This is a genomic window from Streptomyces sp. F001 (assembly GCF_004187715.1).
In the GTDB taxonomy this organism is placed as follows: domain Bacteria; phylum Actinomycetota; class Actinomycetes; order Streptomycetales; family Streptomycetaceae; genus Streptomyces; species Streptomyces flavusporus.
The window spans coordinates 530,813-554,466 of the sequence record NZ_QZWF01000001.1 but is presented as its reverse complement, the minus strand read 5'-3'; the positions used below and the strand labels follow the sequence as shown (position 1 = coordinate 554,466).

Below are 23,654 nucleotides of genomic sequence, written 5' to 3'. Positions count from 1 at the left end.
AGATCCGATCAGGAAGTGGCGCTGGTCAGGGGTGGTCAGGGGTCGGTGCGCCGCACCGGAACGAGGCCGTGAATCCCGCCCAGCTCTCGGGAGAGAAGAGCAGCGCGGGTCCGGCCGGGTCCTTGGAGTCGCGCACGGCGAGCAGTCCGGCGCCTTGGCCGTGGTCCGGCCGGGCCGTCTCCACACAGTTGTTCGCCCCGGTGCTGTAGCTGCTGCGCAGCCAGTGCACACCGAGCAGTCGAGTGCTGGAAGGTACGTTCCGAGGCAGTGCGGTCATGGTGCCTCCTTACGCGCCGTCACCTATCCCGGCGATGTAGTCCAACGAGTCCTCGGGCGAAAGGGCATGGAACTGAAGGACGTTGAAGGCCTCGGTGTAGGCCTCTACGTCTTCTTTCCGTTCGAGATAGAGGCTACTCGTCAAGTGGTCGAGAACAACCACATCCAGATCAGAAGTGCTCGGAAATGAGAAGACAACGAAAGGCCCGGTGATGCCGATGTGGGCTCCGGCCGCGAACGGCAACACCTGGAGTCGCACCTGGGGCAGCCGGGCCGCCTCCACCAGCCGCGTCAGCTGCCGGGCCATGACATCCGGTCCGCCGACCTCGCGGCGCAGCACCGCCTCGTCCAGTACGGCGCTCAGCACCAGGGGCGGCTGCGAACGCAGCACGTCCTGCCGGGCCAGGCGTACCTCCACCAGGGCGTCGAGCCGGTCCTCGTCCAGTCCCTCCACCGCGGCCCGGGTCACCGCACGCGCGTACTCGGGCGTCTGGAGCAGCCCGGGAACGACGGAGGTCTCCAGTGTGCGCATCGCGCTCGCCTGGGACTCCAGGCTGATGAAGTCCCGGTAGGTGGGCGGCAGCACCCCGCGGTAGGCGTGCCACCAGTGGTCCCGGCCGTGGCCGCCCGAGTCCGCCAACGTCAGGAGCACTTCGCGGAGTTGGGAGTCCGTCACCCGGTAGGCATCCAGGAGTAACCGCACATCGGCCGGTTTCACCCCGCTCGCGCCGGTCTCGATCCGGCTCACCTTCGACTGGTGCCAGCCCACGAGCCGGGCCGCCTCGCCACTCGTGAGGCCGGCGCGGCCGCGCAGCGTGCGCAATTCGGCACCCAGTTTCCGACGGCGCACTGCGGGACCGTGCTGCATGGGCAACTCCTTACTCCTTCTGAGCCGCCCAAATACGGTCTGCCGTCGCAGAGTTCACCGCTTCGAGCGACAGATATATGCATATCTAGGTGGATCGCCACCGTGACCGGCGCGGTAGTGGCAGTCTGGCGACGAAGCACCAGTCCGGGACCGTACTCGAACCATCCGCTCCGTGTCGGACTGCGGTCCCGTGGGAAAGGGACGACCTCGCCATGGCAGACCATCTGGAAGCATCCGTCACTCTGCCGAGCGATCCAGCCTCGGTCTCCGCGGCTCGCGGCTATGTGGTCAGCACCCTCGTGGAGTGGGGCCTGGCGCCGGACAGCGAGGTGGCTGACACCATCCGGCTCATCGTCTCCGAACTCACCACCAACGCCGTACAGCACACCTTCGGCCAGTCACCCACCTTCACGGTGGACATCGAACTCGACCGCGACGAACAGCTGCGCATCGGCGTGACCGACAGCCACCCGCGCTTCCCCAAGCGGCTGCCGGCCGCCGTCCAGCAGGACAACGGCCGCGGCATGGTCATCATCCGCTGGCTGACCAGCGAGTGCGGGGGCCGGTTGCGGGTGCGTCCCACCCGCGAGGGCGGCAAGACGGTCTCCATCGAACTGCCGTGGGCCGTCCCCTCGCGGCCGGTGCCGGCGGCGGGGCCGCAGGAGCCGTAGGACGCGTCCACCGGACAGCGCAGCGCGCCGCCCGTGCCCGGAGGGCGTCATGGACGGCGCGGGCGGCTCCCGGCCCTGCTCCAGGTGCAGGGCGGGCCGGGGCGCACGGGCGGGGCGGTGGCGGTGCGTCAGGGCGTTGCCGCCACCGCGCCCCAGGGGTCAGGAGACCCGGCCGTACCAGACGCTCCTCGTCCAGATCTTCTGCAGCCTGACCACGTCCCCGGTCTTCGGGGCGTGCCAGATCTTCCCCTTTCCGGCGTAGATACCGACGTGGTAGACGCTGGACCCCGAGTGGAAGAACACGAGGTCGCCGGCCTTGCGGTTCTTGGCCGAGATGTGGTGGGTCTTGTTGTACTGCTGGGCGGCCGTACGAGGCAGCTTCTTGCCGGCTTTCTTGTACGAGTACAGCGTGAGCCCGGAGCAGTCGAACCTGCGCGGCCCGGTGGCGCCCCACGCGTACGGGGAGCCCTTCTTCGACGCCGCGATCTGCAGCGCCTTGTGCGCCGGCGAGGCGGCAGCGGCCTCGGAGGCGACACCCGGAACCACGACGGAGCCGCCCACCGCGGCCAGAGTGAGGGCCGAGGCCGTGCCGGCCCGGGCCATGAGCGACGGGACACGATTGAGCGCTGTCATGCGCAACCCTTCGTCAGCCGCCTGTGAAGGATGACCTGTCGGATTCGGGCTGGCGAAGTGGCCCGGCCGCGTCATCGCGGCTTCACCCCAAGGGCTGCTCGGAACATGCGCTCCGGCAATCCGTCGTACCTGGGTCCTCCACTCCTGCCGATCCACTCCTGTCGACCCGTCATCCGGGCGGCGGCAGGACTCGGCGTCCGCCCGGATCGCCCCGCCGCTGCGACGGGGTCTTGTCGTCAGTCACGGATCTTGACTCACGAATGTCCGAAAATCCCAACGGAACCGGGGGTTTGTGTTGTTACTCACCACTCACCCGTTCGGGTGGACAGCCTGCTGTTCGAGCGGCTGTCAAGGGCGCCGCGAACTCCCGGACCAGCACTGGAATGCTCTATTCCGCCCCGGAGGTATGTCTGTTGCGCAAGTGCAGCGGCTCCAAAAAAGTATGCTCGGATACTCCGGGCGGGGGTACGCCTTTTGGTCCGTTTCAACTCCGGCCCGGACACGGTGCCGTGAGGGTTGACGAGCCGGGCCGACTGGCGGTGCGTCAACTGTCGGAGCGCGGTGGAACGATGACCCGCGCCGTGCGGCGTTCACCGTCCAGGACGCGCAGCGCCCGCGCGAGTGTCGGGGCGTGCAGCTCGCTCTCGCCCCGCTGGTGCATCAGTGCGAGTGCGTCGCGCAGTTCGACGGCCTTGCGCACCAGCGCCTGGGCGGCGCGCAGTCCACGGTAGGTGTCCCCCTCGTGGGCCGGATTGATCCGGCCGAGCAGGTCCACCACGTCCAGGTAACGGTCGATCACCTCGCCCTCGGCGCGGGTCAGGGCGGGCAGCGGCGGGAGTTCCGGCGGCAGCATCCGCGGCTCACCGTGCGCCGGGGGCGGTGCGCGAGGCCTTGCGGCTGGGGATGATCCGGTCGATCAGGCCGTACTCCACCGCCTCCTGGGCGGTGAGGATCTTGTCCCGCTCGATGTCCGCGCCGACCTGCTCCGGAGTCCGCCCCGTGTGCCGTACGAGCATCTCCTCCAGGCGGGCTCGGACGCGGGTCAACTCCTCTGCCTGAATGGCGAGATCGCCGGCCTGTCCCTCGATCGGCTCGGGCAGGGCCGGCTGACGGAGTACCACCCGGGCGCCGGGCAGCGCGTATCGCTTGCCCGGGGTGCCGGCGGCCAGCAGGACCGCGGCGGACGATTCGGCCTGTCCGAGGCAGATCGTCTCCACGTCGCAGCCGACGTAGCGCATCGTGTCGTACAGGGCCGACATGGCGCTGAACGAGCCGCCGGGGGAGTTGATGTACAGCGAGATGTCCCGGTCCGGGGCCTGGTACTCGAGGTGCATGAACTGCGCCATCACGTCGTTCGCCGACGTGTCGTCGATCGGCGTCCCGAGGAAGACGATCCGTTCCTCCAGCAGCTTCGAGTACGGATCCATCGTCTTGTGCCCATAGCTCGTACGTTCGGTGAACTCGGGCAGGACGTGACGGGCGGACGGTCGGGTCATGGCGAACCCCCTCCTCGCGGTGGAAAACCGGCTCCGGCGGAGCCGTCTGTAAAAAATGTACAGGATGTACGTGACGTTAGAATGGGGGCATGGCCTATGAGATTCCGGTGACGCAAGCCAGGGCTGAGCTCGCCGACCTGATCAACCGGGTGGTGTACGGCGGTGAGCGCGTCGTCGTCACACGGCACGGCAAGCCCCTCGTCGCCCTCGTCTCCGCCGCCGACCTGGAACGACTCGATGCGCTCGACGCCCCGGCCGACGAGCAGGTGATCAGCTCGGTCTCCGCGGTCCGCGAGGTCGGCTCCGCTCCCCGCGAACGGCAGCGGTTCGGGATCGCGGCGGAGCACCGGGGGGCGGACCCCTCGTAACCGGGGCCGAACCCCTCCTGGGGGCCGCCTCGCTCCTCCTCGGGGCTGGCTCGCGCCCCGAGGCACGAAAAGGACCGTGCACCCCGGTCCGCTGCAGCGGAGGTGCACGGTCGGTCCGACGGTCGACTGGTCAGTCGGTTGTTCAGCCGGTCGTCCGGTCGGCGGGTCGGCCGGCGAGCGCGGGCTCCCGATCGGCCGCCGGCTCGGCGCTCCTGGCGCGCGCCTCCGTCGCGTTGCCCAGCAGCACCGCCCCGAGGCCCAGCGCGGCCCACCAGGTGAGGGTCAGGGCCGGACCGGTCACCGCCGCGCCGTCGAAGAACGACACCGAGCGCAGCAGCGTCGTCCCGGCGCCGGGCGGCAGCCACTGGCCGATCACGCCGACCGGCTCGGGCAGCATCTGCGGCGCCGACGCCGCCCCCGAGAAGGGGTTGCCCAGGAACATCACGACGAACGCCATCAGGCCTGTGCCCGCCGGTCCGATCAGCGCTGCGGCCCCGGTCACGGCCGCGCTCACCGCCAGCGTGGACAGACCGAGCGTCGCGGCCTCCGCCCACCAGTCACCGGTGAGCACCCCGAGCCAGCTGTGTGCGAGCGCCGCCGCGACCAGGCCCACCAGGGCGGCAGAGCCGACCAGGGCCAGCGCGGCACGGATCCCCCGCAGGCCGAGCAGGGTCACCACCGCGCCCGCGACGATGCCGGCCAGGGCCAGCGGCAGCGCGCTCGCGTTGAGGGCCGCCCCGCGCGGGTCCTTCGCGGGCGCGGCGACGACGTCCACCGTCCGCACCTGGGCGCCCCTGGTAGCGGCCTGCTGCGCCACCGCCTGCTGCAACAGCTGGGCGACGACCGGGCTCGCGGCCGAGGCGGTCAGCAGTTCGGGGCCCTGGGGTGTGACGACCACGGCGCCGTACACGCTCCGGTCCTCGATCGCGTCCCGGGCGGCGGCCTCGTCGTCGTAGCGGTGGATCTCGAAGGCGCCGTCGTGCTGCTGGAGCTGCTTCTCCACCTGTGCGGTCGCGGCGGCCGGTCCGGCCACCCCGAGCGGCAGGTCGCGGGGCGCGGTGCGGGCGGCGGGCCAGGCGAAGGCCCACAGGGCGAGTGCCGTGAGGACCGGGACGAGGACGAGGACCGCGATCACGCGCCGGGCGGGGGCCCTGGTGGAGGGAGCGGGAGCGGTGGACATGAGGTCTCCTCTGGGCTCTGTTCCGGGGTCTGGGCGACCCGTTAAAAAGAAGGATCGTTCGTTTTTGGTGTGTCGCCACCGTGCGACTGTTTGGTGTCACTTGTCAAGAAGGAACGTTCGTTTTAGTTTGGGGACCATGGCACGCGTATCCCAGGCCCATCTCGACGCCCGCCGCCGGCAGATCCTCGACGCCGCTGCGCTCTGCTTCGCCCGTAACGGCTTCCACGCCACCTCGATGCAGGATGTGCTGAAGGAGGCCGACCTGTCGGCCGGGGCGGTCTACCGCTACTTCAGCGGAAAGGAGGAGCTGATCGCCGCGATCCTCTCGGAGGTGCTGGGCGAGGTCCACGCGGCCTTCGAGGCGGCGGCCGACCAGAGCCCGCCCCCGCCGCCCGACCACCTCGTGGCCCTCGTCCTCAGCCGGACCCTCGGCCTGCGCGCGAACCTCACCCTCGACGGCCTCCCCGCCTTCCCACGCCTGGTCGTCCAGGTGTGGTCGGAGATCCCGCGCAACGAGGAACTCGCGGCCGTCCTGCGCGAGGGATACGGGAACGTGCGCGCGGCCTGGGGCCGGATCGTGGAGGTCTACCAGGAGACCGGGAGGATGCGCTCGGACATCCCGCCGGACCATGTGGCCCGCATGATGGTTGCCGCCGTCCTCGGCTTCATCGCCCAGCAGGCGCTGTTCGGGCCCGCCCCGGTGGAGATCCTGCGGGACGGGCTGCGCGGGTTGATGAGCATGACGGACGCCGAGCCGAAAGCCTGAGGATCACAGCTCGGTTAACTTGCTCGAAATGCGGTCCAACTAGCCTGCCCCTCCACGCCACCAGGGACTTTGCCCCGTGGCCGCGGCAACCGGGCCCCGCACGGCCCGGAGCGAGGAGGTGAGGTGGGACGTGCAACTGACCCCGCACGAGCAGGAGAGGCTGCTCATCCACGTGGCGGCCGACGTCGCCGAGAAGCGTCGGGCCCGCGGCCTCAGGCTCAACCACCCCGAGGCCGTGGCCGTCATCACGGCGCACATCCTCGAAGGCGCGCGGGACGGCCGTACCGTCGCCGAGCTGATGTCCTCCGGCCGCAAGCTGCTCACCCGCGACGACGTCATGGACGGCATCCCCGAGATGATCCACGACGTCCAGGTCGAGGCCACCTTCCCGGACGGCACCAAGCTCGTCACCGTCCACGACCCGATCGTCTGAGAGGGATCTCGATGATTCCCGGAGAGATCCTGTTCGGCGAGGGCCCGATCGTCTACAACGAGGGCCGCGAGGTCACCCGGCTCACCGTCCTCAACACCGCCGATCGGCCCGTACAGGTCGGCTCCCACTACCACTTCGCCGAGGCCAACCCCGGCCTGGAGTTCGACCGCGCCGCCGCACGCGGCAAGCGGCTCAACGTCGCCGCCGGCACCGCGGTGCGCTTCGAGCCCGGGATCCCCGTCGAGGTGGAACTCGTACCGCTCACCGGCGCCCGCGTGGTGGCCGGGCTGCGCGGGGAGACCGGAGGTGCCCTCGATGCCTGAGATCTCGCGTGCCGCGTACGCCGACCTGTTCGGCCCGACCACGGGCGACCGCATCCGGCTCGCCGACACCGACCTGGTCGTCGAGATCGAGGAGGACCGCTCCGGTGGGCCAGGACTCGCCGGTGACGAGGCGGTGTTCGGCGGCGGCAAGGTCATCCGGGAGTCCATGGGCCAGTCGCGTGCCACGCGCGCGGAGGGCACCCCCGACACGGTGATCACAGGCGTCGTGATCATCGACCACTGGGGGATCGTCAAGGCCGACGTCGGCATCCGCGACGGCCGGATCACCGGCATCGGCAAGGCGGGCAACCCCGACACCATGGACGGGGTGCACCCGGACCTGGTGATCGGCCCGGAGACCGAGGTCATCGCGGGCAACGGACGGATCCTCACCGCCGGTGCCATCGATGCGCACGTCCACTTCATCTGCCCGCAGATCGCCGACGAGGCGCTGTCCGCGGGCATCACCACCCTCGTCGGCGGCGGCACCGGACCGGCCGAGGGCTCCAAGGCGACGACCGTGACACCCGGCCCGTGGCACCTCGCCCGCATGCTGGAGGCGATGGAGCAGTACCCGCTCAACATCGGCTTCCTCGGCAAGGGCAACACCGTCTCGCACGAGGCGATGCTGTCCCAGATCCGGGGCGGCGCGCTGGGCCTGAAGCTGCACGAGGACTGGGGCTCCACCCCCGCCGTCATCGACGCCTCGCTGACCGTCGCAGAGCAGACCGGCATCCAGGTCGCCATCCACACCGACACCCTCAACGAGGCCGGATTCGTCGGCGACACCCTCGCCGCGATCGCCGGCCGGGGGATTCACGCGTACCACACGGAGGGCGCGGGCGGCGGGCACGCACCGGACATCATGACGGTCGTCTCCGAGCCGCATGTGCTGCCGAGCTCGACGAACCCCACGCGGCCCTACACCGTCAACACCGCCGAGGAACACCTCGACATGCTGATGGTGTGCCACCACCTGAACCCGGCGGTGCCGGAGGACCTCGCCTTCGCCGAGTCCCGCATCCGGCCGTCGACCATCGGCGCCGAGGACATCCTGCACGACCTGGGCGCCATCTCGATCATCTCCTCCGACTCCCAGGCCATGGGCCGGGTCGGCGAGGTGATCCTGCGGACCTGGCAGACGGCGCATGTGATGAAGCGGCGGCGGGGCGCCCTGCCGGGTGACGGCCGCGCGGACAACCATCGCGTACGTCGCTATGTCGCCAAGTACACGATCAACCCCGCGCTCGCGCAGGGCCTCGCCCGCGAGGTCGGCTCGGTGGAGAGCGGCAAGCTCGCCGACCTCGTGCTGTGGGAGCCCGCGTTCTTCGGGGTCAAGCCGCACCTCGTCATCAAGGGCGGGCAGATCGCGTACGCGCAGATGGGCGACGCCAGCGCCTCCATCCCGACGCCACAGCCGATCCTGCCGCGGCCCATGTACGGGGCGATCGGACGGGCACCGGCCTCCAACTCGTTCAACTTCGTGGCGCCGCTCGCCCTCGAGGACGGGCTGCCCGACCGGCTCGGGCTCGGGAAGCGGTTCGTGGCCATCGAGTCCACCCGCGGGGTGACCAAGGCCGACATGTGCGAAAACGATGCGCGGCCCGAGGTGCGTGTCGACCCCGACAGCTTCGCCGTGCACATCGACGGGGAGCTGGTCGAGGCCGCTCCGGCCGCCGAACTGCCCATGGCTCAGCGGTACTTCCTCTTCTGATGTCCAGGGCAGCGCTACTCGTCCTGGCCGACGGCCGTTTCCCCGCTGGAGGGCACGCGCACTCCGGTGGGGCCGAGGCCGCGGTGAAGGCCGGGCGGATCACGGGCGCCGCGAGCCTGGAGGACTTCTGCCGGGGGCGGTTGCACACGGCGGGGCTGGTGTCGGCGGCGTTGTCGGCGGCTGCCGCGGTGGGCGTCGATCCGGTGTCGCTGGACGCTGCCGCGGACGCCCGTACACCGTCTCCGGCGTTGCGTGTCGCTGCGCGGAAGCTGGGGCGGCAGCTGATGCGGGCCGCGCGGGCGACCTGGCCGTCGGGCGAACTCGACGCCCTCGCAGCGGAGTTTCCCAAGGGGGCATCAGCCGGTGGTGCTGGGGCTGGCGGCGCGGGCGGCGGGGCTGGGGGCGGTCGATGCGGCGTACTGTGCGGCGTACGAGAGTGTGAGTGGGCCCGCTTCGGCGACGGTGCGGTTGCTGAGTCTCGATCCGTTCGACGCCACGGGGGTGCTGGCTCGGCTGGCGCCGGAGCTGGACCGGGTCGTGGACCGGGCGGTGGAGGCGGCTCGGGAGGTGGTCGACGACGGGGTCGATGCGCTGCCTGCGGGTCGGCTCCGCTGTTGGAGATCGGGGCGGAGGTGCATGCGGCTTGGGCTGTGCGGCTGTTCGCGTCGTAGGGGTTTTCGCCCCCGCCGCCCCTGCCCGTCCCTTCCCTGGGGGCTCCGCCCCAGACCCCCGTATCGGCCTGAACGGCCTTGTCCTCAAACGCCGGACGGGCCGGATGATGCTGACCTGCGCTGAAAACTGGAGCCGCCCTTATGCACCTCGACCACTCCCACGACGGCCCGACCGCCGTCAGCGCCGATGCCCGCCGCCCCGACGGGTCGCGCCGCGCTCTCCGTGTCGGTCTCGGTGGACCTGTGGGTTCCGGGAAGACCGCCACTGTCGCCGCGCTCTGCCGTGTCCTGCGGGACGAGTTGTCGCTCGCCGTCGTCACCAATGACATCTACACGCGCGAGGACGCCGAGTTCCTGCTGCGCGAGGCCGTGTTGCCGCCCGAGCGGATCACCGCCGTGGAGACGGGCGCCTGCCCGCACACCGCGATCCGCGACGACATCTCCGCCAACCTCGAAGCGGTCGAGGACCTGGAGGACGAGGTCGGGCCGCTGGATCTGATCCTTGTCGAGTCCGGTGGGGACAATCTCACCGCCACCTTCTCCAAAGGGCTCGTCGATGCGCAGATCTTCGTGATCGACGTGGCCGGCGGTGACGACATTCCGCGCAAGGGCGGACCCGGGGTGACCACGGCCGACCTGCTCGTTGTCAACAAGACCGACCTCGCGCCCTACGTCGGCTCCGACCTCGGGCGGATGGCGGCGGACGCCAAGGCGCAGCGGGCCGAACTGCCGGTCGTCTTCCAGTCGCTGAGGACTGAGGCCGGGGTGGGGGATGTCGCCGGCTGGGTGCGGGCGCAGCTCGCCTCATGGAAGGCGTGACCGTGACCGGTGTGCGGGCCACCGCGAGAATCAGCGCCCGCGAGGACGGCCGCGGCGGTACGGCCCTGCCCGTGCTGGCCGGCGAGGGGCCGCTGGCGCTGCGGCGTACGCGGGGGAGTGGCCCGGAAGCGTACGTCATGCTCGTCGGCGCGATGAGCGGGCCGCTCGGCGGTGACCACTTCACCGTGGAGGCCGACGTCGCGGACGGGGCCCGGCTGCGGGTCGGGTCGGCCGCCGCCACCATCACGCTGCCCGGACAGGCCAAGGGCGAGGCCCGGTACGACGTGCGGCTCAGCGTGGCGGACGGCGGCGAACTGCACTGGCTGCCCGAGCAGTTGATTTCCGCGCGCGGCAGCAACCTGTATGTGCGCACCCGCGTCGAACTCGGGTCGGCCGCTTCGCTGGTCCTGCGTGAGGAACAAGTGCTCGGGCGGGCGGGTGAGGAACCCGGGCGGCTCACCAGTCGTCTCTCCCTGCGGATCGCCGGGCGGATCGTCCTCGACCAGGAGCTGGCCTGCGGGCCGGGCGCACCGGGCGGCTGGGACGGTCCCGCCGGACTCGGGGGCCACCGCGCCGTCGGGCAACTCGTCGTCGCCCGGCCGGAGTTCGAGCAGCAGCCGGTGCCGGCCCGGGTGCTGGGCGACGGGGCAGCGGTCGTACCCCTCGCCGGGCCGGCCGCACTGGTGACCGCCGTCGCGCCGGACGCGCTGCGGCTGCGCCGGCTGCTGGACGAGGCGTTGGCCTCCCTGGAGTAGTTCTCCGTTCAGCGGGACGCCGTTCTCCGGTTATCGGATTGGCAAAGAACCGCAGTCGCCTCTGTTCTCGGCAACCTCACAGCGGACAGGATCACCCGTACTCATCCAAATTGCGTACGGGAGGCCCCACTTGAGGGACAAGAGACCGAAGAGGCGGACGGCGGCGCTCGGTTCGGCCGGAGTGCTCGTCGCGGCGACCCTGATAGCCGGTGCCGTCGCCGCGCCCACGGCCAGTGCGAGCGCCGAAAGCCGTCACGGTCAGGACCCCGAGGCCAAGGGCGTCGCGATCGCCGCCGCCCGCGCCGCGCAGACCGGGTGAACTGGCAGGACTGCCCGCCCGACTGGGGGCTGGAGAAGCCCATCCAGTGCGGCTGGGTCACGGTGCCGCTCGACTACGCCAAGCCGTACGGCAAGCAGATCAGGATCGCCGTCGACCGGGTCGGCAACACGGGCACGGAGGAGGAGCGCCAGGGCGCCCTCGTCTACAACCCGGGCGGACCCGGAGGCTCCGGCCTGCGCTTCCCGCGCCGGGTGACCACGAACAGCCCCCTGTGGGCGAAGACGGCCAAGGCATACGACTTCGTGGGCTTCGACCCGCGCGGCGTCGGCAAGTCGGCGCCCATCTCCTGCGTCGACCCACAGGAGTTCGTCAAGGCACCCAAGCTGGACCCGGTGCCCGACTCGGAGGCCGACAAGCTCGCCCAGCGCAAGCTGGCCCGCGAGTACGCCGAGGGCTGCCAGGAGCGCAGCGGCGCGATGCTGCCGCACATGACGACGCCCAACACCGCGCGCGACCTGGACGTCATCCGCGCCGCGCTCGGCGAGCGGAAGCTCAACTTCCTCGGCGTCTCCTACGGGACGTACCTCGGTGCGGTCTACGGCACCCTCTTCCCCGGGCACGTGCGCCGCATGGTCGTCGACAGCGTCGTCAACCCGTCCCGCGAGAAGATCTGGTACCAGGCCAACCTGGACCAGGACGTCGCCTTCGAGATGCGCTGGCAGGACTGGCAGGACTGGGTCGCGAAGAACGACGCCACCTTCCACCTCGGCGACACCCGTGCCGAGGTCCAGGCGCAGTGGCTCGAACTGCGTGCCACCGCCAAGAAGGACCCCATCGGCGGGGTCGTCGGCCCGGCCGAGCTGATCGGCTTCTTCCAGAGCGCCCCGTACTACGACTCCGCGTGGGTGCAGGTCGCCACGGTGTTCAGCAAGTACGTCGCCGGTGACACCCAGGCCCTCGTCGAAGCGGCCGCCCCCGACCTGTCGGACACCGTCGGCAACGCCGCCTCAGAGAACGGCAACGCCGTCTACACGGCGGTCGAGTGCGCCGACGCCAAGTGGCCGACCAGCTGGAAGAAGTGGGACCGGGACAACACCCGCCTGCACCGTGACCATCCCTTCCTCACCTGGTCCAACGCGTGGATGAACCTGCCTTGCGCCACCTGGCTCGCCCGGCAGAACACCCCGCTGGACGTGAAGACCGGCAAGGGCCTGCCGCCCGTGCTGATCGTGCAGGCCGAGCGTGACGCGGCCACCCCGTACGGCGGCGCCCTCGAACTGCACCAGCGCTTCAAGGGCTCCCGCCTGATCACGGAGAAGGACGCGGGCTCCCACGGCGTCACCGGCCTGGTCAATCCGTGCATCAACGACCGGGTGGACGCTTACCTCCTCACCGGCAGGCTGGACACGAAGGACGTGACCTGCGCACCGCACGCCACGCCCAAGCCGTGAGCAGCAGTCGTAGCAGGTGAGGGGCGGCCGGCGGTCAGCCGGCCGCCCCTTCGCTACGCCCGGTCGAGCCAGGCGTCCTCGGCCGCGTAGTCGAAGAGATCGCCGTACGCCTGCACCATCTTCGGGTACGCCTCCCGCCAGTCCCGCCCGGACAATTGGCGTTCGATCGACTCGACCGTTTCCGGGAGCGTCTCGGCGTACCGCACCACCGGGCGGTACCCCAACTCCCGCTGTGCCGCCGACATGTCGCACACCACCGGGACCGGGACCGACCACGGGCTGTCACCCACGGTCGGAGCCGGCGGGGGACCGTCGACCAGGACCGTCTCGGTCTCCGTGCCCATCACGGTGTCGATCGCCGCGGCGATGTCCGCGACGGTCGGTGCCTCGTCGTCGCAGGCGTTGAGCACCCGGGAGGCGGGTCGTGCCGCGGCGAGGCGGATGAGTTCGGCGAGGGTGTGCACGCTCACCGGGTGGAAGCGGCTCTCGCCGCCGTAGGCGAGAACACGTCGTCGGCGGCCGTCCAGGTTGCGCTTGACGAAGTACAGCTCGCGGGGGGTGCGGCAGTGCGGTCCGTGCACCGCGCCGGCGCGCAGCAGGGTGGTGGGCAACTGCTCGTCGGCTGCGAGCAGTTCACGCTCCAGTGCCGCCTTGCGGGTGCTGTACGACGTGTCGCCGGGCGGCACCGTGCGCTGGGTCTCCGGCAGCGGCACCGGGTACTCGGGGAAGCCGTCCGGTTCGGTCTGTGTGTCGAAGTTCCGGCCCTTGCCGTCCTCGTACACCGAGACACTGGAGATCACCACCGCCGAGCCGACCCGCCCCGCCATGGCGGTCAACTGCCGTGCGTGCCGGGCCCCGTAGGCGACGATGTCGACCACCAGGTCGCAGTTCTCGCCGATCACCGCGGCCAGTGCCGCGTCGTCCTCCCGGTCCAGCCGCACGGTCCGCACCTCGTCGGGCCACGACACGTCCCGGCCGCCGCCCCGCGACGCGGCCGTCACCGCCCAGCCGTCCTGCGCGAGCGCCCGCACGGCCGGACGCCCGATCTGGCCCGTCGCTCCGATCACCACAGCACGTTTCATGAGGCGACCCTAGGACGGAACGGCCCGACAGACATGGGAACTTTGCCCACAGCAGAGCTCAGCCGAGCGGCATCCGCGGGAACCTGCGCTCCCGTTCCGCCCGGGCCGCGGCCTCCTCCGCCTTGACCACGGCCGCGTACCGGTCGACGTACTCCTGCCCGGACAGCGACAGGATCGCATACATGATCTCGTCGGTGACGGCGCGCAGGATCGCCTTCTCGTTCTCCATGCCGGCGTAGCGGGAGAAGTCGAGGGGCTCGCCGAAACGGATCACGACGGGATGGATGCGCGGGACGACCTTGCCCGGCGGCTGGGCCTCGAAGGTGCCGATCATCGCGCAGGGAATCACCGGGACACCGGCCTTGAGGGCCATCACCGCGACACCGACCTTGCCCTTGTAGAGACGGCCGTCGTGCGAGCGGGTGCCCTCCGGGTAGATGCCGAGCAGCTCGTCCTTGCGCAGCACGCCGAGCCCCTCGCGGATCGCCGCCTGGCCCGCGTCCTTGCCGGAGCGGTCCACCGGGATCTGCCCGGCGCTGCGGAAGAAGAAGGCGGTGAGCCGGCCCTTGACGCCCGGGCCGGTGAAGTACTCGGCCTTGGCGAGGAAGGTGATGCGGCGCTTGAGGATCGCCGGCATCAGGAAGTGGTCCGAGAACGACAGGTGGTTTCCGGCGACGATGGCCGGACCCGACGAGGGCACGTGCTCCAGCCCTTCGATCCGGGGCCGGAAGACCAGTCTGAGCAGCGGTCCGAGAAGCACGTATTTGAGCAGGTAGTAGAACAACGGGTGGGCTCCTCACTCCGTCGGTTCGGCTCACCGCCGCGTTCTCGCAGCTCAACCGGCATGTCGTGAGGGTTCAGTCTAGGTGCAGGCGTGGTCATGGGGAACCGGTGCGGCCCCTGGACGCGGGCTCGGTCCGTCGCAGGTCAGGGCTGTGCGGTCGGAGCGTGCGGTAAGGGTCCTTCGGCCGAGTGGGGGACGGACCGTGCGGGAAGCGCCGTCGGTGCCGGTGTGGCCGGGGCGGGATCCTTCGGTTCCGTCGTCAGCTCGGCCCAGACGATGCGCCCGTCGCGGTGCGGGGTGCCCCGGACTCCCCAGTCGTCGCACAGCGCCTCGACCAGGAGGAGCCCACGCCCGCTCTGGTCGTCGGGACCCGGTTGCCGGGGTGCCGGGAGACCGGTCCCGCGGTTCTGGTCCTCGACCTCGATACGGATGCGGCCTGCGGTGGCGTGCAGTCGGCACACGATCCGCTCGCTCGCCGAGTGCGTGACCGCGTTGGTGACGAGCTCGGAGGTCACGACGAGGGCGTTGTCGCGGGCTTCGGTGTCGATGTGCCACGCGGTGAGCGTCTCGCGCATGCTTCTGCGGGCGGCGCCGACCGACTCCGGGGCCGCCGGCAGGACGTATGTGTGACTCCGGCGGGGAGCGGGGTCCCCGGAGGCGAGCCGGTCGGGGCCCGAGGGCCCGGGGAGTCGACCAGGGTGCTGCTCGCCTCCGGGTGGCTGTGGGGGGTGCGGCGTCTGTGCCGGCCGGAGGGGAAGCCCGGGACCGGGCAGGCGCGTAAAGGGCTCGTCGCCGGACGGCCGAACGGTCCGCCCCGGCAGTCGGCCGGGAAGCTCGTCCTCGGGCAGTCGGTCCAGCGGGTGGGGGAGGGAGGGCGGAGCCATCGCCGTACGCCTTTCATGTGCCGTGCGGACGTCGGGTGTCGTCGCGGCTCTGTCTCCCCCAACTGGACCGAGCCGTCACTCTCTTCGGCCGGCCGAGGACAGTGAGCCCACTGTGGCACCCGCCAACTACCGTTCGCAACCTGCAAGTTGAAAATTGCAATGGCTCAAGTGCATGCTGCTTCCGCCAGAAAGTGATCGAATGACCAGGCAAGCATGAACGCGTGAGACGGTGACCCGGGAGCTGACGGCGTGAGGGGGTGAGGCGTGACCGAGACCGACTGGGGCGGCGCCCCTTCCGTCCTGCGCATGATCCTCGGCAGACAGCTGGAGGAGCTGCGGACGCGGGCCGGCCTGACGTACGAGCAGGCGGGCGCTGCCCTCGGGGTCAGCCACTCCACGATCCGCCGGATGGAGGCCGCCAAGGTGGCCCGTCTCAGGCTGGCGGATGCCGAGAAGCTGCTCCAAGTCTATGGCGTGACGGACCAGCAGGAGATCGACACCTTCCTGAAGTCCGTCCGTGAGGCCAACAAGCGCGGCTGGTGGCACACCTATCGCGATGTGCTGCCGGACTGGTTCGCGGCGTATCTGAGCCTGGAACAGGCGGCGTTGCAGATCCGCGCCTACGAGAACCAGTTCGTCCACGGCCTGCTGCAGACGGAGAGTTACGCACGCGCCCTGCTCGGCGCCGGCAATCCGCATGCCCCGGCCGAGGCGACCGAACGCCGGGTCGCCCTGCGGATGCGGCGCCAGGAGCTGCTGACCCGCCGGGAGCCGCCGCGGGTGTGGGTCGTGATGGACGAGACGGTGCTGCGCTGGCCGGTCGGCGGCGCCGACGTGATGCGCGCGCAGGTCGACCATCTGATCGAGATGAACCGGCTGCCGCAGGTGACCCTGCAGATCATGCGGTTCGTGAACGGCCCGCACCCGGCCATGCGGGCGGGCGCGTTCCACCTCTTCCGGTTCCGGGCCCGCGAACTGCCCGACATCGTCTACCTCAACGGCCTGGTGGGCGCTGTCTACCTGGACAAGAGCGACGACGTCGTGGTGTATCGCGAAGCCCTGGACCGGCTGGGCGCCCAGGCGGCGCCCGCCGGCAAGACCGAGGCCCTGCTCGGTGCGATTCGCAAGGAGCTCTGAGGTGCACCCCCACATACGCAACGGCATGCCGTCCCGGGAACTGGGCGCACGCGGCTGGTCCAAGCCGTGGAGCGACGACGCCGGAGGCGCCTGCGTGGAAGTGATGAAGCTCGCCGACGGACGCGTCGCCGTACGCCAGTCGACCGATCCCGACGGTCCGGCGCTGGTTTTCACCCCACTGGAGATGTCGAACTTCCTGACGGCTGTGAAGGCGGGTGACGCCGACTTCCTCCTCTGACTCCCCTGCTACTGCTGAGCGTTCCCCGCACCCCAAGCCCCGACCCGAATGGGAGACACGGCGTTGCCTGACAACGGATGGCCGGCCGACCGCATCGACACCGAGAACGCGCACTCCGCGCGGATCTACGACTACATCCTGGGCGGCAAGGACTACTACCCCGCGGACAAGGAGGCGGGCGACGCCATGTCCCGGGAGTGGCCCGCCCTGCCCATCCACATGCGGGCCAACCGGGACTGGATGAACCGCGCCGTGCGCTGGCTCGCCGAGGAGGCGGGGATGCGCCAGTTCCTGGACATCGGCACCGGCATTCCCACCTCCCCGAACCTCCACGAGATCGCCCAGGCCGTGGCGCCCGGGTCGCGGGTCGTCTACGTGGACAACGACCCCATCGTCCTCACCCTCTCCCAGGGACTGCTGGCCAGCACCCCCGAGGGGCGCACCGCGTACATCGAGGCCGACTTCCGCGACCCGGCGAGCATCCTCGACGCCCCCGAACTGCGCGAGACCCTCGACCTCACGCAGCCGGTCGCCCTCACGGTGATCGCGATCGTCCACTTCGTCCTCGACGAGGACGACGCCGTCGGCATCGTCCGCCGCCTGCTGGAGCCGCTGCCCTCGGGCAGTTACCTGGCGATGTCCATCGGCACCGCCGAGTTCGCGCCTCAGGAGGTGGGCCGTGTCGCCCGCGAGTACGCGGCCCGCAACATGCCGATGCGGCTGCGCACCATCGACGAGGCCCACGAGTTCTTCGAGGGGCTGGAACTCGTCGACCCCGGCATCGTCCAGGTGCACAAGTGGCGCCCGGACGGCGCGGGGGAGCAGGGCATCCGCGACGAGGACATCGCGATGTACGGGGCGGTCGCCCGCAAGCCGTGAACCGTCCCGGGCCGGGGCCGGCCTGTGGCCCCGGCCCGGCCGCGGACCCACGAGGGATCAGGCCTGCTCGTCGCCGGAGACCGGCTCCGGTTCCGGCTGCACCTGCACCTGTGGTCGGCCGGTGCGTGCCCGCTCCATGTCGGCTCGTGCGTGGATCAGCAGGGCCACGGCCTTGATGATCGCGGCCGCGCTCATACCGAGCGCCGTCCCCAGTGCGCCGACGGCCGTGATCACCTGGGCGGTCTCCGACGGGTCCAGCCGATCGCCCGCAGGGGCTTCGAGTACCGGGCGGCCCGCCAGGTAGGCCATCAGCCAGGCCGTTGCCGCCGCGGTGGCCCACAGCGCGACGCGCTGGATCTCGGCTCGGCGCTCACAGCCCGCACCGGCGACCTCGGCGAGGCGGTTCTGGAGTCGCAGATGCCGGAACTCGTAGTGCGCACCCGACTGCCGCAGCACGCCACGGCGGTGCGCCTCTTCGAGGAACTGCATCAGCCGCCAGGGCGCCCGCCCGGTGACGGCCAGCCAGATCCTGGCCGCGCCCATCCGCCCCCAGGCGCCGAGCGCGAGCGCGGAGGTGCCGACCGGCACCCACAGTTCGGTGTGCATGGTGCCCAGCGTGCTGCCCCGCCGAAGCGCCGAGATCAGCACCAGACAGACCCCGCCCGCCAGGAGAGCGGCGATCGCACTGCGCGCGAGAGTCGCGGCCCGGTCGGTGCGCAGGGTGCTCTGCGGACCGGCCGCGCGGATCGTGTCGGACGGTGTGTTCAGAGCACGGTAGACACCGGAAGCGCAGCCCCCGATGGCGCCGATCAGCACCCCGAACCAGACGAGGGGAACCACGGCGTCCCGCACGACCGTCCCGACGGGCCGGTGCACGAGCCACACCTTCACGGGGTCGGGCAGGGCGACCACCAGGTTGTGGGCGTCGACAGCTCTGCCGTCCCACTCGTCGGGCAGGCCGGTCCAGTCGACCACCCAACCGTCGCTCCCCGCACGGATCCGCACCTCCTCCGTCCGCCTCCCGAGTCGCTCGTCCCACGAGATCCGGGCGCCTTTCATCACGGTGAACGGCCGGTCGAGCGCCGCGCGTTCCACGAGCAGGACCTCGCGCGGGCCCGTCGAGCGGACGGACCGTTCACCGTCGTCCGTTTCGTGGAGCCGCCAGCCCTCGAAGACCTCACCGCCCTGCAGCCGGTGAGCGGGCCAGTGGATCCGGTACGCGGCGAACGCGCCGCTGACGCATCCGACGACCGCCGAGGCGGTGACGCCGATCAGCGTGCACGCGACGAAGCCCCGCAGCAGGCCGCGCCGAAAGCCGCGCAGCACGGCGGCCGGACCGGGATGCTGCGCTGCCGCCCGTTCCCCGCGCCGAAGCCCGGCCAGGGACAGCAGCAGCCCGGCCCCGCAGCAGGTCGCGGCCGGGACCAACGCCCCGTAATAGCCCTGGATCGCAAGACCGGCGAAGACGACCAGGGCACCCGCCACGCGCACGGCCACGGGGCCGCTCGGACTGCCCGCCCAGGGCAGGGCCAGCGGGAGGGGGCGCCGGGGCAGGCCGGCGACGGCGAACATCATCGCCAGGATCAGTCCGAAGCAGCACCCGTTGAGGAACCAGGTGGGTCTCGGGGTGATCACGGCCCCGAGGCGTGCGCCAACCAGGGGCGGTACCAGTAGGCCCAGCCCCACCGCGACGACCGTGGCCGCGGCGGTCGTCCGCGCCGCCGTGCGCGCCAACCACCGTGGCCCTTGCGGGGTTTCGGCGGTGGCCGGCAGCAGGAAGGCGAGTCCGAAGCACAGGCCGGACCCGATGCCCGCGAAGTTGAGCACGGCCGACAGCCCGCTGTCCCAGTTGGCGACCACACCTCCGCCGCTGACGGCCAGCGGCACCAGCAGCGCGGCAGTGGCGAGCAGCGCCAGCAGCGTGGGTCCGATCACCCCGAGCGCCCTCGGCATCACCGTCGGAAGCTCCCACCAGGCCAGTCGCCAGGTGGGCGTCGAGCCGGGGCGACGGCGCCCGAGGTCACGAGCGAGGCGGCTCAGCCAGTGGTGGGCCGCGCCCGGGCGCCAGGTGCCCTCCGCGTCCGCGAAGGCCGCCGGTACGAACGCGTCCAGCAGGTGCTCCTCGATGGCCTGCGCAGTGGGGAAGCGGCCGGGGTCGGCCAGTTCGGCGGGGCTGCGGGAGGTGTCGCCGTACACCGTGCGCGCCAAGGCCACCATCAGGGGTGTGGTCAGTACGTCCGTGAGCGGTGGCGTGGGGGCCGCCAGCACCGGCGTCCACGCCGTGGAGCCGTCACAGCTCGAACGGGCCGTGCGCTCCAGGTAGTTCCGTGCGGTGTCGAAGTCCAGCGGTCGCAGCCGTACGACCTCTGCCGCGGTCAGCACATCGCCGCCGCGCACGGCGCTTGCCCATTGAGCGGTGCGGCAGGTGAGCAGGACCGGCAGCCGCTCGTCCAGTTCGGCGTTCAGGCGCCGCAGCGCGAGCTCGCGGGTGGCCTCCGGCAGTTCGTCGAGGCCGTCGAGCACGGGAAGCACGAGACCTTCGTCCAGCAACTCGCGGGCCAGCGTGCGCCCGTCACGGACGGCGGCCAGCGGCCGGTACTCCGTGGCCAGCCGTTCGGCCAGCCAGCCGCGCAGTGGTGCAGACCGGGGGTCCCAGCTCGCCAGGGGGAAGAGCACCGGCACCGGGTCGCCCGGTCGCCGCACGGCGAGCGAGCCCAGCACGAACCGCACGGCGAGGATGGTCTTCCCCGCGCCCGGATCGCCCAGCACAACGAGCCGGCCCGAGGGAACGGCCCGGAACGTCCCGACGATCCGGTCGAGCCGCTCGTCCCCGTCGCGTGGTGCCGGCAACGGCAGCCCGCACGCGATGTTGCGCGGGTGGTCGGCGAGCGGCGGACCGACGCGGGACCAGTGGACGTCCAGGGGCGCCGGGTCCTGCAACCGGCGCAGCCGGGCCTCCGCGGCCCACTGGACCCGCACCGCCTCGGCGAGGTCGTCGGCCGCCTGCAGCCGCCGGTTCCCCGCAGCGGCGGTCTCCGCGCCACTCTGCCCACGCAGGAGGTCCGCGGTGAACGCGCACACCGCCAGCGCTGCGGAGACCACCGAGACCCACAGCGCGGCCGCGTCCTTGTCGTCGTTGTGGCGTACGAGGGCGACTACCAGCGCGATTGATGCGGCACCGGCCACTCCCAGTCCGAGACGGCGAAGCACACGACCACGCTCACACGGCGGTTCGCCCCCACAGGGAAGGATCGACGATCTTCGCCGCAACGGGTGACCGGCAGGACGGGCGTTCGCACCTGGTGCGCGGCGTGTCACCCTGTTGCGCAGGAGGTCACGTCAGCGACTGCTCCGCCCAGATGATCTTTCCGTCGGGTACAAAACGGGTGCCCCACCGCTGGGTGAGCTGCGAGACCAGCAGCAGCCCGCGCCCGCCCTCGTCCGTGGTGCGGGGGTGGCGCAGATGAGGTGCGGTCGCGCCGCCGTCGAAGACCTCGCAGACCAGGGCGCGCCCCCTGATCAGCCGCAGCCGGATGGGGCCGGTGGCGTACCGGATGGCGTTGGTGACCAGTTCGCTCACGACGAGTTCCGTGGTGAACGCCAGCTCCTCCAGCCCCCACTCCGCGAGCTGCCGCATGGCCGCCTTGCGGGCGTCGGCGACGACGGCCGGGTCGGTGGGCAGGCCCCAGTCCGCGACCTGGTCGGCGCCGAGGCGGCGGATACGGGCCATCAGGAGGGCCACATCGTCGTACGGGCGGGTGGGCACCAGGGCGTCGACCACGGAACGGCACCGGACATCGAGCGAGGGCGCCGGCCGTTCCAGGGCCAGCCGCAGCCGGTCCCGGCCCGCGTCGACGGTCCAGGTCCCCTCCCCACCGGCGAGCAGCCCGTCGGTGTGCAACGTGAGCGTGCTGCCCGGTGGGAAGGTCATCTCCACCGACTCGAAGGGCGGCCCGCCCACGCCGAGGGGCGGCCCCTGGGGGAGGTCCACGAACGTGGCCGTACCGTCGGGCAGGATCACCGCGGGCGCCGGATGCCCGGCGGCGGCCATCGCGCACCGTCCGTCGACCGGGTCGTAGACCACGTACACACATCCGGCGCCGGACCGGGCGTCGGCGGCTGCGTCGGTGGCCGGCGCGGAGGGGCGGGTGCCGTCGGTCTCTCCGGCGTCGGGCGCGGTGCCCGTGGTGTCGGCGGGAGCAGTTGCGTCGCATCCACCGGTGTGTGCCGCTCCCTCCGCGGCCGGTACGGCCGCCCAGGCCGGGGCGGTCACTCCGGTGTCCGGTGTGATGCCGTCCTCGTGCTCGGAACGCGCCACCAGGTCATCGAGGTGACCGAGCACCTCCTCGGGCGGCAGGTCCAGGGCGGCCAGAGTCCGCACGGCGGTACGCAGCCGCCCCATCTCCGCCGCCGCGACGATGCCGTGCCCGGTCACCTCGCCCACCACGAGGGCGACCCGCGCACCGGACAGCGGGATGAGGTCGTACCAGTCACCGCCGACGCCGGTCAGCTCGTCGGCCGGCCGGTAGCAGGCCGCCACCTCCACGGCCTCCTGCTCGGGCAGCCGGTGCGGGAGCAGGCTGCGCTGCAACACCAGGGCCGCGTCCCGCTCGCGGGTGTAGCGCCGGGCGTTGTCCACGCAGACGGCCGCCCGGGAGACGAGGTCCTCGGCCAGACTCAGATCGTCCGTGTCGAAGGCCTCGTGGCGGCGGCGCCGGAAGAAGGTGGTGACGCCCAGGGTGACGCCCCGCGCGCGGATCGGCACGATCATCGCGCTGTGCAGGCCCAGCTCCAGGAAGATCGACCTCCGGCCACCGCGCGCGTCGGTGGCCCACTCCTCGCCGAGCGGGTCGAGCCGCTCCTCGAGCCAGGAGCTGCCCGTCATCAGGCAGCGGATCGGGGGCGATCCCGCCAGGTAGGTGGCCACCTCACCGATGCCGAAGAGGGCCCTCGGGACCGCGTCGAGCGACCGCTGGCCCGCGCGGCGCAGCGGCACGGGATCCGAGGCGCTCAGTGGCCCGGGGGCGGGCTCCGCGCCGCTCAGCACCGACTCCAGCAGGTCCACGGTGACGAAGTCGGCGAGCTCCGGTACTGCCACGTCGGCCAACTCCTGCGCGGTCCGCGTGATGTCCAGGGTGCGGCCGATGTGCTCGCCGGCCCGGTCGAGCAGGGCCAGCCGCTGCCGGGCGCGGTGCCGGTCGGTGATGTCCACGACGATGTAGTACACCCCCACCGGGTGACCGTGGCCGTCGTCGAGCCGGGTGAACGACATCATGTGCGAGGTCTCCCGGAACGGGGCGGCCCGGACGCGTCCCACGTGCTCGAAGCCGACCACGGATTCGCCGGTCGCCAGCACGTGCCGCATCTGCTCCTCGATCGCCTCGGTGTCCAGACCCGGCTGGATGTCCGCCAGCCGCAGTCCCAGCCGGCGTTCCGGGGGGCCGCCGCCGTACTGGGCGAGGGCCGCGTTCGACCAGACGTAGCGCAGGTCCGTGTCGACGATCGCTATGCCGACGGGAGAGCGGTCGACGATCTGTTCCAGCATGGTGCGGCTCATGTCCCAGCCGGGCGCGTCCGCCAGCTCCGACATCAGCGCGAGCCACTGCGAGGGGCCACGCGTCTCCCGCGCGGAGGTGATCCGCACCATCACCCGGACGGGCAGTCCGTCCTTGCGCCGGGCCGTCAGCAGCCCCGCCCATTCACCGTCCCTGCGGCAGCACTCGAACACCTCCGGCACCCGCCGGGCGTCCTCGGCGGTCAGCAGGTCGGCCAGGTTCGTGCCCACTGCTTCGGCGGCCCCGTACGCCAGCATGCGCTCGGCGTCCCGGGTCCAGCTCGTCACCACGCCCCGTGCGTCCAGCAGCAGGGGCGCGGCATCCGCCACGTCGAACCGTCGACGGGCGACGTCGCGGTCCTCGTAAGTGCCCACGGCCGACCTCTCTGTCG

General features: G+C 71.5%; 22 protein-coding genes, 2 pseudogenes and 1 riboswitch. Of the genes and pseudogenes, 13 read left to right on the top strand and 11 right to left on the bottom strand.

Annotation, left to right across the window (positions count from 1 at the left end; all coding sequences use genetic code 11):
- Positions 1-25: 25 nt before the first annotated feature.
- Positions 26-277: a DUF397 domain-containing protein gene (locus StrepF001_RS02500; RefSeq protein ID WP_129796628.1), complete on the bottom strand. Its 252-nt coding sequence runs from the start codon at positions 275-277 to the stop codon at positions 26-28.
- Between the two features lie 9 nt (positions 278-286).
- Positions 287-1,144 carry a helix-turn-helix transcriptional regulator gene (locus StrepF001_RS02495; protein ID WP_129796627.1) on the bottom strand — a complete coding sequence of 286 codons (858 nt, stop codon included), beginning with the start codon at positions 1,142-1,144 and terminating at the stop codon, positions 287-289.
- Positions 1,145-1,356: 212 nt separating this feature from the next.
- Here StrepF001_RS02495 and StrepF001_RS02490 point away from each other — a divergent pair, with 212 nt between their 5' ends.
- Positions 1,357-1,815, top strand: coding sequence for an ATP-binding protein (locus StrepF001_RS02490; RefSeq protein ID WP_129796626.1), 459 nt, complete (start codon positions 1,357-1,359; stop codon positions 1,813-1,815).
- 159 nt (positions 1,816-1,974) lie between these two features.
- Here StrepF001_RS02490 and StrepF001_RS02485 read toward each other — a convergent pair whose 3' ends face one another.
- The 3 genes from StrepF001_RS02485 to StrepF001_RS02475 all read right to left on the bottom strand — a co-directional run bounded on the left by StrepF001_RS02485 (position 1,975) and on the right by StrepF001_RS02475 (position 3,944).
- Positions 1,975-2,448 carry a C40 family peptidase gene (locus StrepF001_RS02485; protein ID WP_129796625.1) on the bottom strand — a complete coding sequence of 158 codons (474 nt, stop codon included), beginning with the start codon at positions 2,446-2,448 and terminating at the stop codon, positions 1,975-1,977.
- Between the two features lie 3 nt (positions 2,449-2,451).
- Positions 2,452-2,654, bottom strand: a riboswitch (cyclic di-AMP (ydaO/yuaA leader).
- 338 nt (positions 2,655-2,992) lie between these two features.
- Entirely contained in the window at positions 2,993-3,301 is a 309-nt protein-coding gene (locus StrepF001_RS02480; protein ID WP_129796624.1) for a hypothetical protein, read from the bottom strand.
- 7 nt (positions 3,302-3,308) lie between these two features.
- A complete protein-coding gene (locus StrepF001_RS02475) occupies positions 3,309-3,944 on the bottom strand; it encodes an ATP-dependent Clp protease proteolytic subunit (RefSeq protein WP_129796623.1) in 636 nt (211 codons plus the stop codon).
- Positions 3,945-4,033: 89 nt separating this feature from the next.
- Between StrepF001_RS02475 and StrepF001_RS02470 the strand changes: the two genes are divergently transcribed.
- Positions 4,034-4,312, top strand: coding sequence for a type II toxin-antitoxin system Phd/YefM family antitoxin (locus StrepF001_RS02470; RefSeq protein WP_129796622.1), 279 nt, complete (start codon positions 4,034-4,036; stop codon positions 4,310-4,312).
- Positions 4,313-4,454: 142 nt separating this feature from the next.
- Here StrepF001_RS02470 and StrepF001_RS02465 read toward each other — a convergent pair whose 3' ends face one another.
- Positions 4,455-5,492, bottom strand: a complete 1,038-nt coding sequence (locus StrepF001_RS02465; protein ID WP_129796621.1) for an ABC transporter permease — start codon at positions 5,490-5,492, stop codon at positions 4,455-4,457.
- 136 nt (positions 5,493-5,628) lie between these two features.
- Between StrepF001_RS02465 and StrepF001_RS02460 the strand changes: the two genes are divergently transcribed.
- The 8 genes and pseudogenes from StrepF001_RS02460 to StrepF001_RS02425 all read left to right on the top strand — a co-directional run bounded on the left by StrepF001_RS02460 (position 5,629) and on the right by StrepF001_RS02425 (position 12,704).
- Positions 5,629-6,258 (top strand): TetR/AcrR family transcriptional regulator, encoded by a 630-nt coding sequence (locus StrepF001_RS02460; RefSeq protein WP_129796620.1) that lies wholly within the window; start codon positions 5,629-5,631, stop codon positions 6,256-6,258.
- A 130-nt stretch (positions 6,259-6,388) separates the two neighbouring features.
- Complete coding sequence (locus tag StrepF001_RS02455; protein WP_129796619.1) at positions 6,389-6,691, top strand: urease subunit gamma; 303 nt, start codon at positions 6,389-6,391, stop codon at positions 6,689-6,691.
- Between the two features lie 11 nt (positions 6,692-6,702).
- On the top strand, positions 6,703-7,014 hold the full coding sequence (locus tag StrepF001_RS02450) for an urease subunit beta (RefSeq protein ID WP_129796618.1): 312 nt from the start codon (positions 6,703-6,705) through the stop codon (positions 7,012-7,014).
- Positions 7,007-8,728, top strand: a complete 1,722-nt coding sequence (locus StrepF001_RS02445) for an urease subunit alpha (protein WP_129796617.1) — start codon at positions 7,007-7,009, stop codon at positions 8,726-8,728. Before StrepF001_RS02450 ends, StrepF001_RS02445 begins: the two co-directional genes overlap by 8 nt.
- A pseudogene (locus StrepF001_RS02440) lies at positions 8,728-9,399 on the top strand (urease accessory UreF family protein). The gene StrepF001_RS02445 and the pseudogene StrepF001_RS02440 overlap by 1 nt, the downstream one beginning before the upstream one ends.
- Before the next feature lie 141 nt (positions 9,400-9,540).
- Positions 9,541-10,218, top strand: coding sequence for an urease accessory protein UreG (gene ureG / locus StrepF001_RS02435; protein WP_129796616.1), 678 nt, complete (start codon positions 9,541-9,543; stop codon positions 10,216-10,218).
- Entirely contained in the window at positions 10,206-10,973 is a 768-nt protein-coding gene (locus tag StrepF001_RS02430; protein ID WP_129796615.1) for an urease accessory protein UreD, read from the top strand. Before ureG ends, StrepF001_RS02430 begins: the two co-directional genes overlap by 13 nt.
- Before the next feature lie 130 nt (positions 10,974-11,103).
- Positions 11,104-12,704, top strand: a pseudogene (locus StrepF001_RS02425) (alpha/beta hydrolase).
- Positions 12,705-12,757: 53 nt separating this feature from the next.
- Here the strand turns inward: StrepF001_RS02425 and StrepF001_RS02420 are convergent.
- The 3 genes from StrepF001_RS02420 to StrepF001_RS49390 form a co-directional block, all read right to left on the bottom strand.
- Positions 12,758-13,786 (bottom strand): NAD-dependent epimerase/dehydratase family protein, encoded by a 1,029-nt coding sequence (locus tag StrepF001_RS02420; protein ID WP_129796614.1) that lies wholly within the window; start codon positions 13,784-13,786, stop codon positions 12,758-12,760.
- 58 nt (positions 13,787-13,844) lie between these two features.
- Positions 13,845-14,570: a lysophospholipid acyltransferase family protein gene (locus StrepF001_RS02415; RefSeq protein WP_129796613.1), complete on the bottom strand. Its 726-nt coding sequence runs from the start codon at positions 14,568-14,570 to the stop codon at positions 13,845-13,847.
- A gap of 143 nt (positions 14,571-14,713) precedes the next feature.
- Positions 14,714-15,454 carry an ATP-binding protein gene (locus tag StrepF001_RS49390; protein WP_129796612.1) on the bottom strand — a complete coding sequence of 247 codons (741 nt, stop codon included), beginning with the start codon at positions 15,452-15,454 and terminating at the stop codon, positions 14,714-14,716.
- Between the two features lie 306 nt (positions 15,455-15,760).
- On the opposite strand from StrepF001_RS49390, the gene StrepF001_RS02405 reads away from it, so the two are divergent.
- From StrepF001_RS02405 to StrepF001_RS02395, 3 genes are all read left to right on the top strand, one after another.
- A complete protein-coding gene (locus StrepF001_RS02405; protein WP_129797482.1) occupies positions 15,761-16,591 on the top strand; it encodes a helix-turn-helix transcriptional regulator in 831 nt (276 codons plus the stop codon).
- Positions 16,592-16,616: 25 nt separating this feature from the next.
- Entirely contained in the window at positions 16,617-16,829 is a 213-nt protein-coding gene (locus tag StrepF001_RS02400; RefSeq protein WP_129797483.1) for a DUF397 domain-containing protein, read from the top strand.
- A 63-nt stretch (positions 16,830-16,892) separates the two neighbouring features.
- Positions 16,893-17,708, top strand: a complete 816-nt coding sequence (locus StrepF001_RS02395) for an SAM-dependent methyltransferase (RefSeq protein WP_129796611.1) — start codon at positions 16,893-16,895, stop codon at positions 17,706-17,708.
- Between the two features lie 57 nt (positions 17,709-17,765).
- Here the strand turns inward: StrepF001_RS02395 and StrepF001_RS02390 are convergent, their stop codons facing one another.
- Complete coding sequence (locus tag StrepF001_RS02390; RefSeq protein ID WP_129796610.1) at positions 17,766-20,918, bottom strand: NACHT domain-containing protein; 3,153 nt, start codon at positions 20,916-20,918, stop codon at positions 17,766-17,768.
- Between the two features lie 124 nt (positions 20,919-21,042).
- Positions 21,043-23,637 (bottom strand): SpoIIE family protein phosphatase, encoded by a 2,595-nt coding sequence (locus StrepF001_RS02385; protein ID WP_129796609.1) that lies wholly within the window; start codon positions 23,635-23,637, stop codon positions 21,043-21,045.
- Positions 23,638-23,654 lie beyond the last annotated feature (17 nt).

Coding starts and splice junctions, on each gene's coding strand:
- StrepF001_RS02500 (WP_129796628.1), bottom strand. CDS start 277: ATGACCGCACTGCCTCGGAACGTACCTTCCAGCACTCGACTGCTCGGT.
- StrepF001_RS02495 (WP_129796627.1), bottom strand. CDS start 1,144: ATGCAGCACGGTCCCGCAGTGCGCCGTCGGAAACTGGGTGCCGAATTG.
- StrepF001_RS02490 (WP_129796626.1), top strand. CDS start 1,357: ATGGCAGACCATCTGGAAGCATCCGTCACTCTGCCGAGCGATCCAGCC.
- StrepF001_RS02485 (WP_129796625.1), bottom strand. CDS start 2,448: ATGACAGCGCTCAATCGTGTCCCGTCGCTCATGGCCCGGGCCGGCACG.
- StrepF001_RS02480 (WP_129796624.1), bottom strand. CDS start 3,301: ATGCTGCCGCCGGAACTCCCGCCGCTGCCCGCCCTGACCCGCGCCGAG.
- StrepF001_RS02475 (WP_129796623.1), bottom strand. CDS start 3,944: ATGACCCGACCGTCCGCCCGTCACGTCCTGCCCGAGTTCACCGAACGT.
- StrepF001_RS02470 (WP_129796622.1), top strand. CDS start 4,034: ATGGCCTATGAGATTCCGGTGACGCAAGCCAGGGCTGAGCTCGCCGAC.
- StrepF001_RS02465 (WP_129796621.1), bottom strand. CDS start 5,492: ATGTCCACCGCTCCCGCTCCCTCCACCAGGGCCCCCGCCCGGCGCGTG.
- StrepF001_RS02460 (WP_129796620.1), top strand. CDS start 5,629: ATGGCACGCGTATCCCAGGCCCATCTCGACGCCCGCCGCCGGCAGATC.
- StrepF001_RS02450 (WP_129796618.1), top strand. CDS start 6,703: ATGATTCCCGGAGAGATCCTGTTCGGCGAGGGCCCGATCGTCTACAAC.
- StrepF001_RS02445 (WP_129796617.1), top strand. CDS start 7,007: ATGCCTGAGATCTCGCGTGCCGCGTACGCCGACCTGTTCGGCCCGACC.
- ureG (WP_129796616.1), top strand. CDS start 9,541: ATGCACCTCGACCACTCCCACGACGGCCCGACCGCCGTCAGCGCCGAT.
- StrepF001_RS02430 (WP_129796615.1), top strand. CDS start 10,206: ATGGAAGGCGTGACCGTGACCGGTGTGCGGGCCACCGCGAGAATCAGC.
- StrepF001_RS02420 (WP_129796614.1), bottom strand. CDS start 13,786: ATGAAACGTGCTGTGGTGATCGGAGCGACGGGCCAGATCGGGCGTCCG.
- StrepF001_RS49390 (WP_129796612.1), bottom strand. CDS start 15,454: ATGGCTCCGCCCTCCCTCCCCCACCCGCTGGACCGACTGCCCGAGGAC.
- StrepF001_RS02405 (WP_129797482.1), top strand. CDS start 15,761: ATGATCCTCGGCAGACAGCTGGAGGAGCTGCGGACGCGGGCCGGCCTG.
- StrepF001_RS02400 (WP_129797483.1), top strand. CDS start 16,617: ATGCCGTCCCGGGAACTGGGCGCACGCGGCTGGTCCAAGCCGTGGAGC.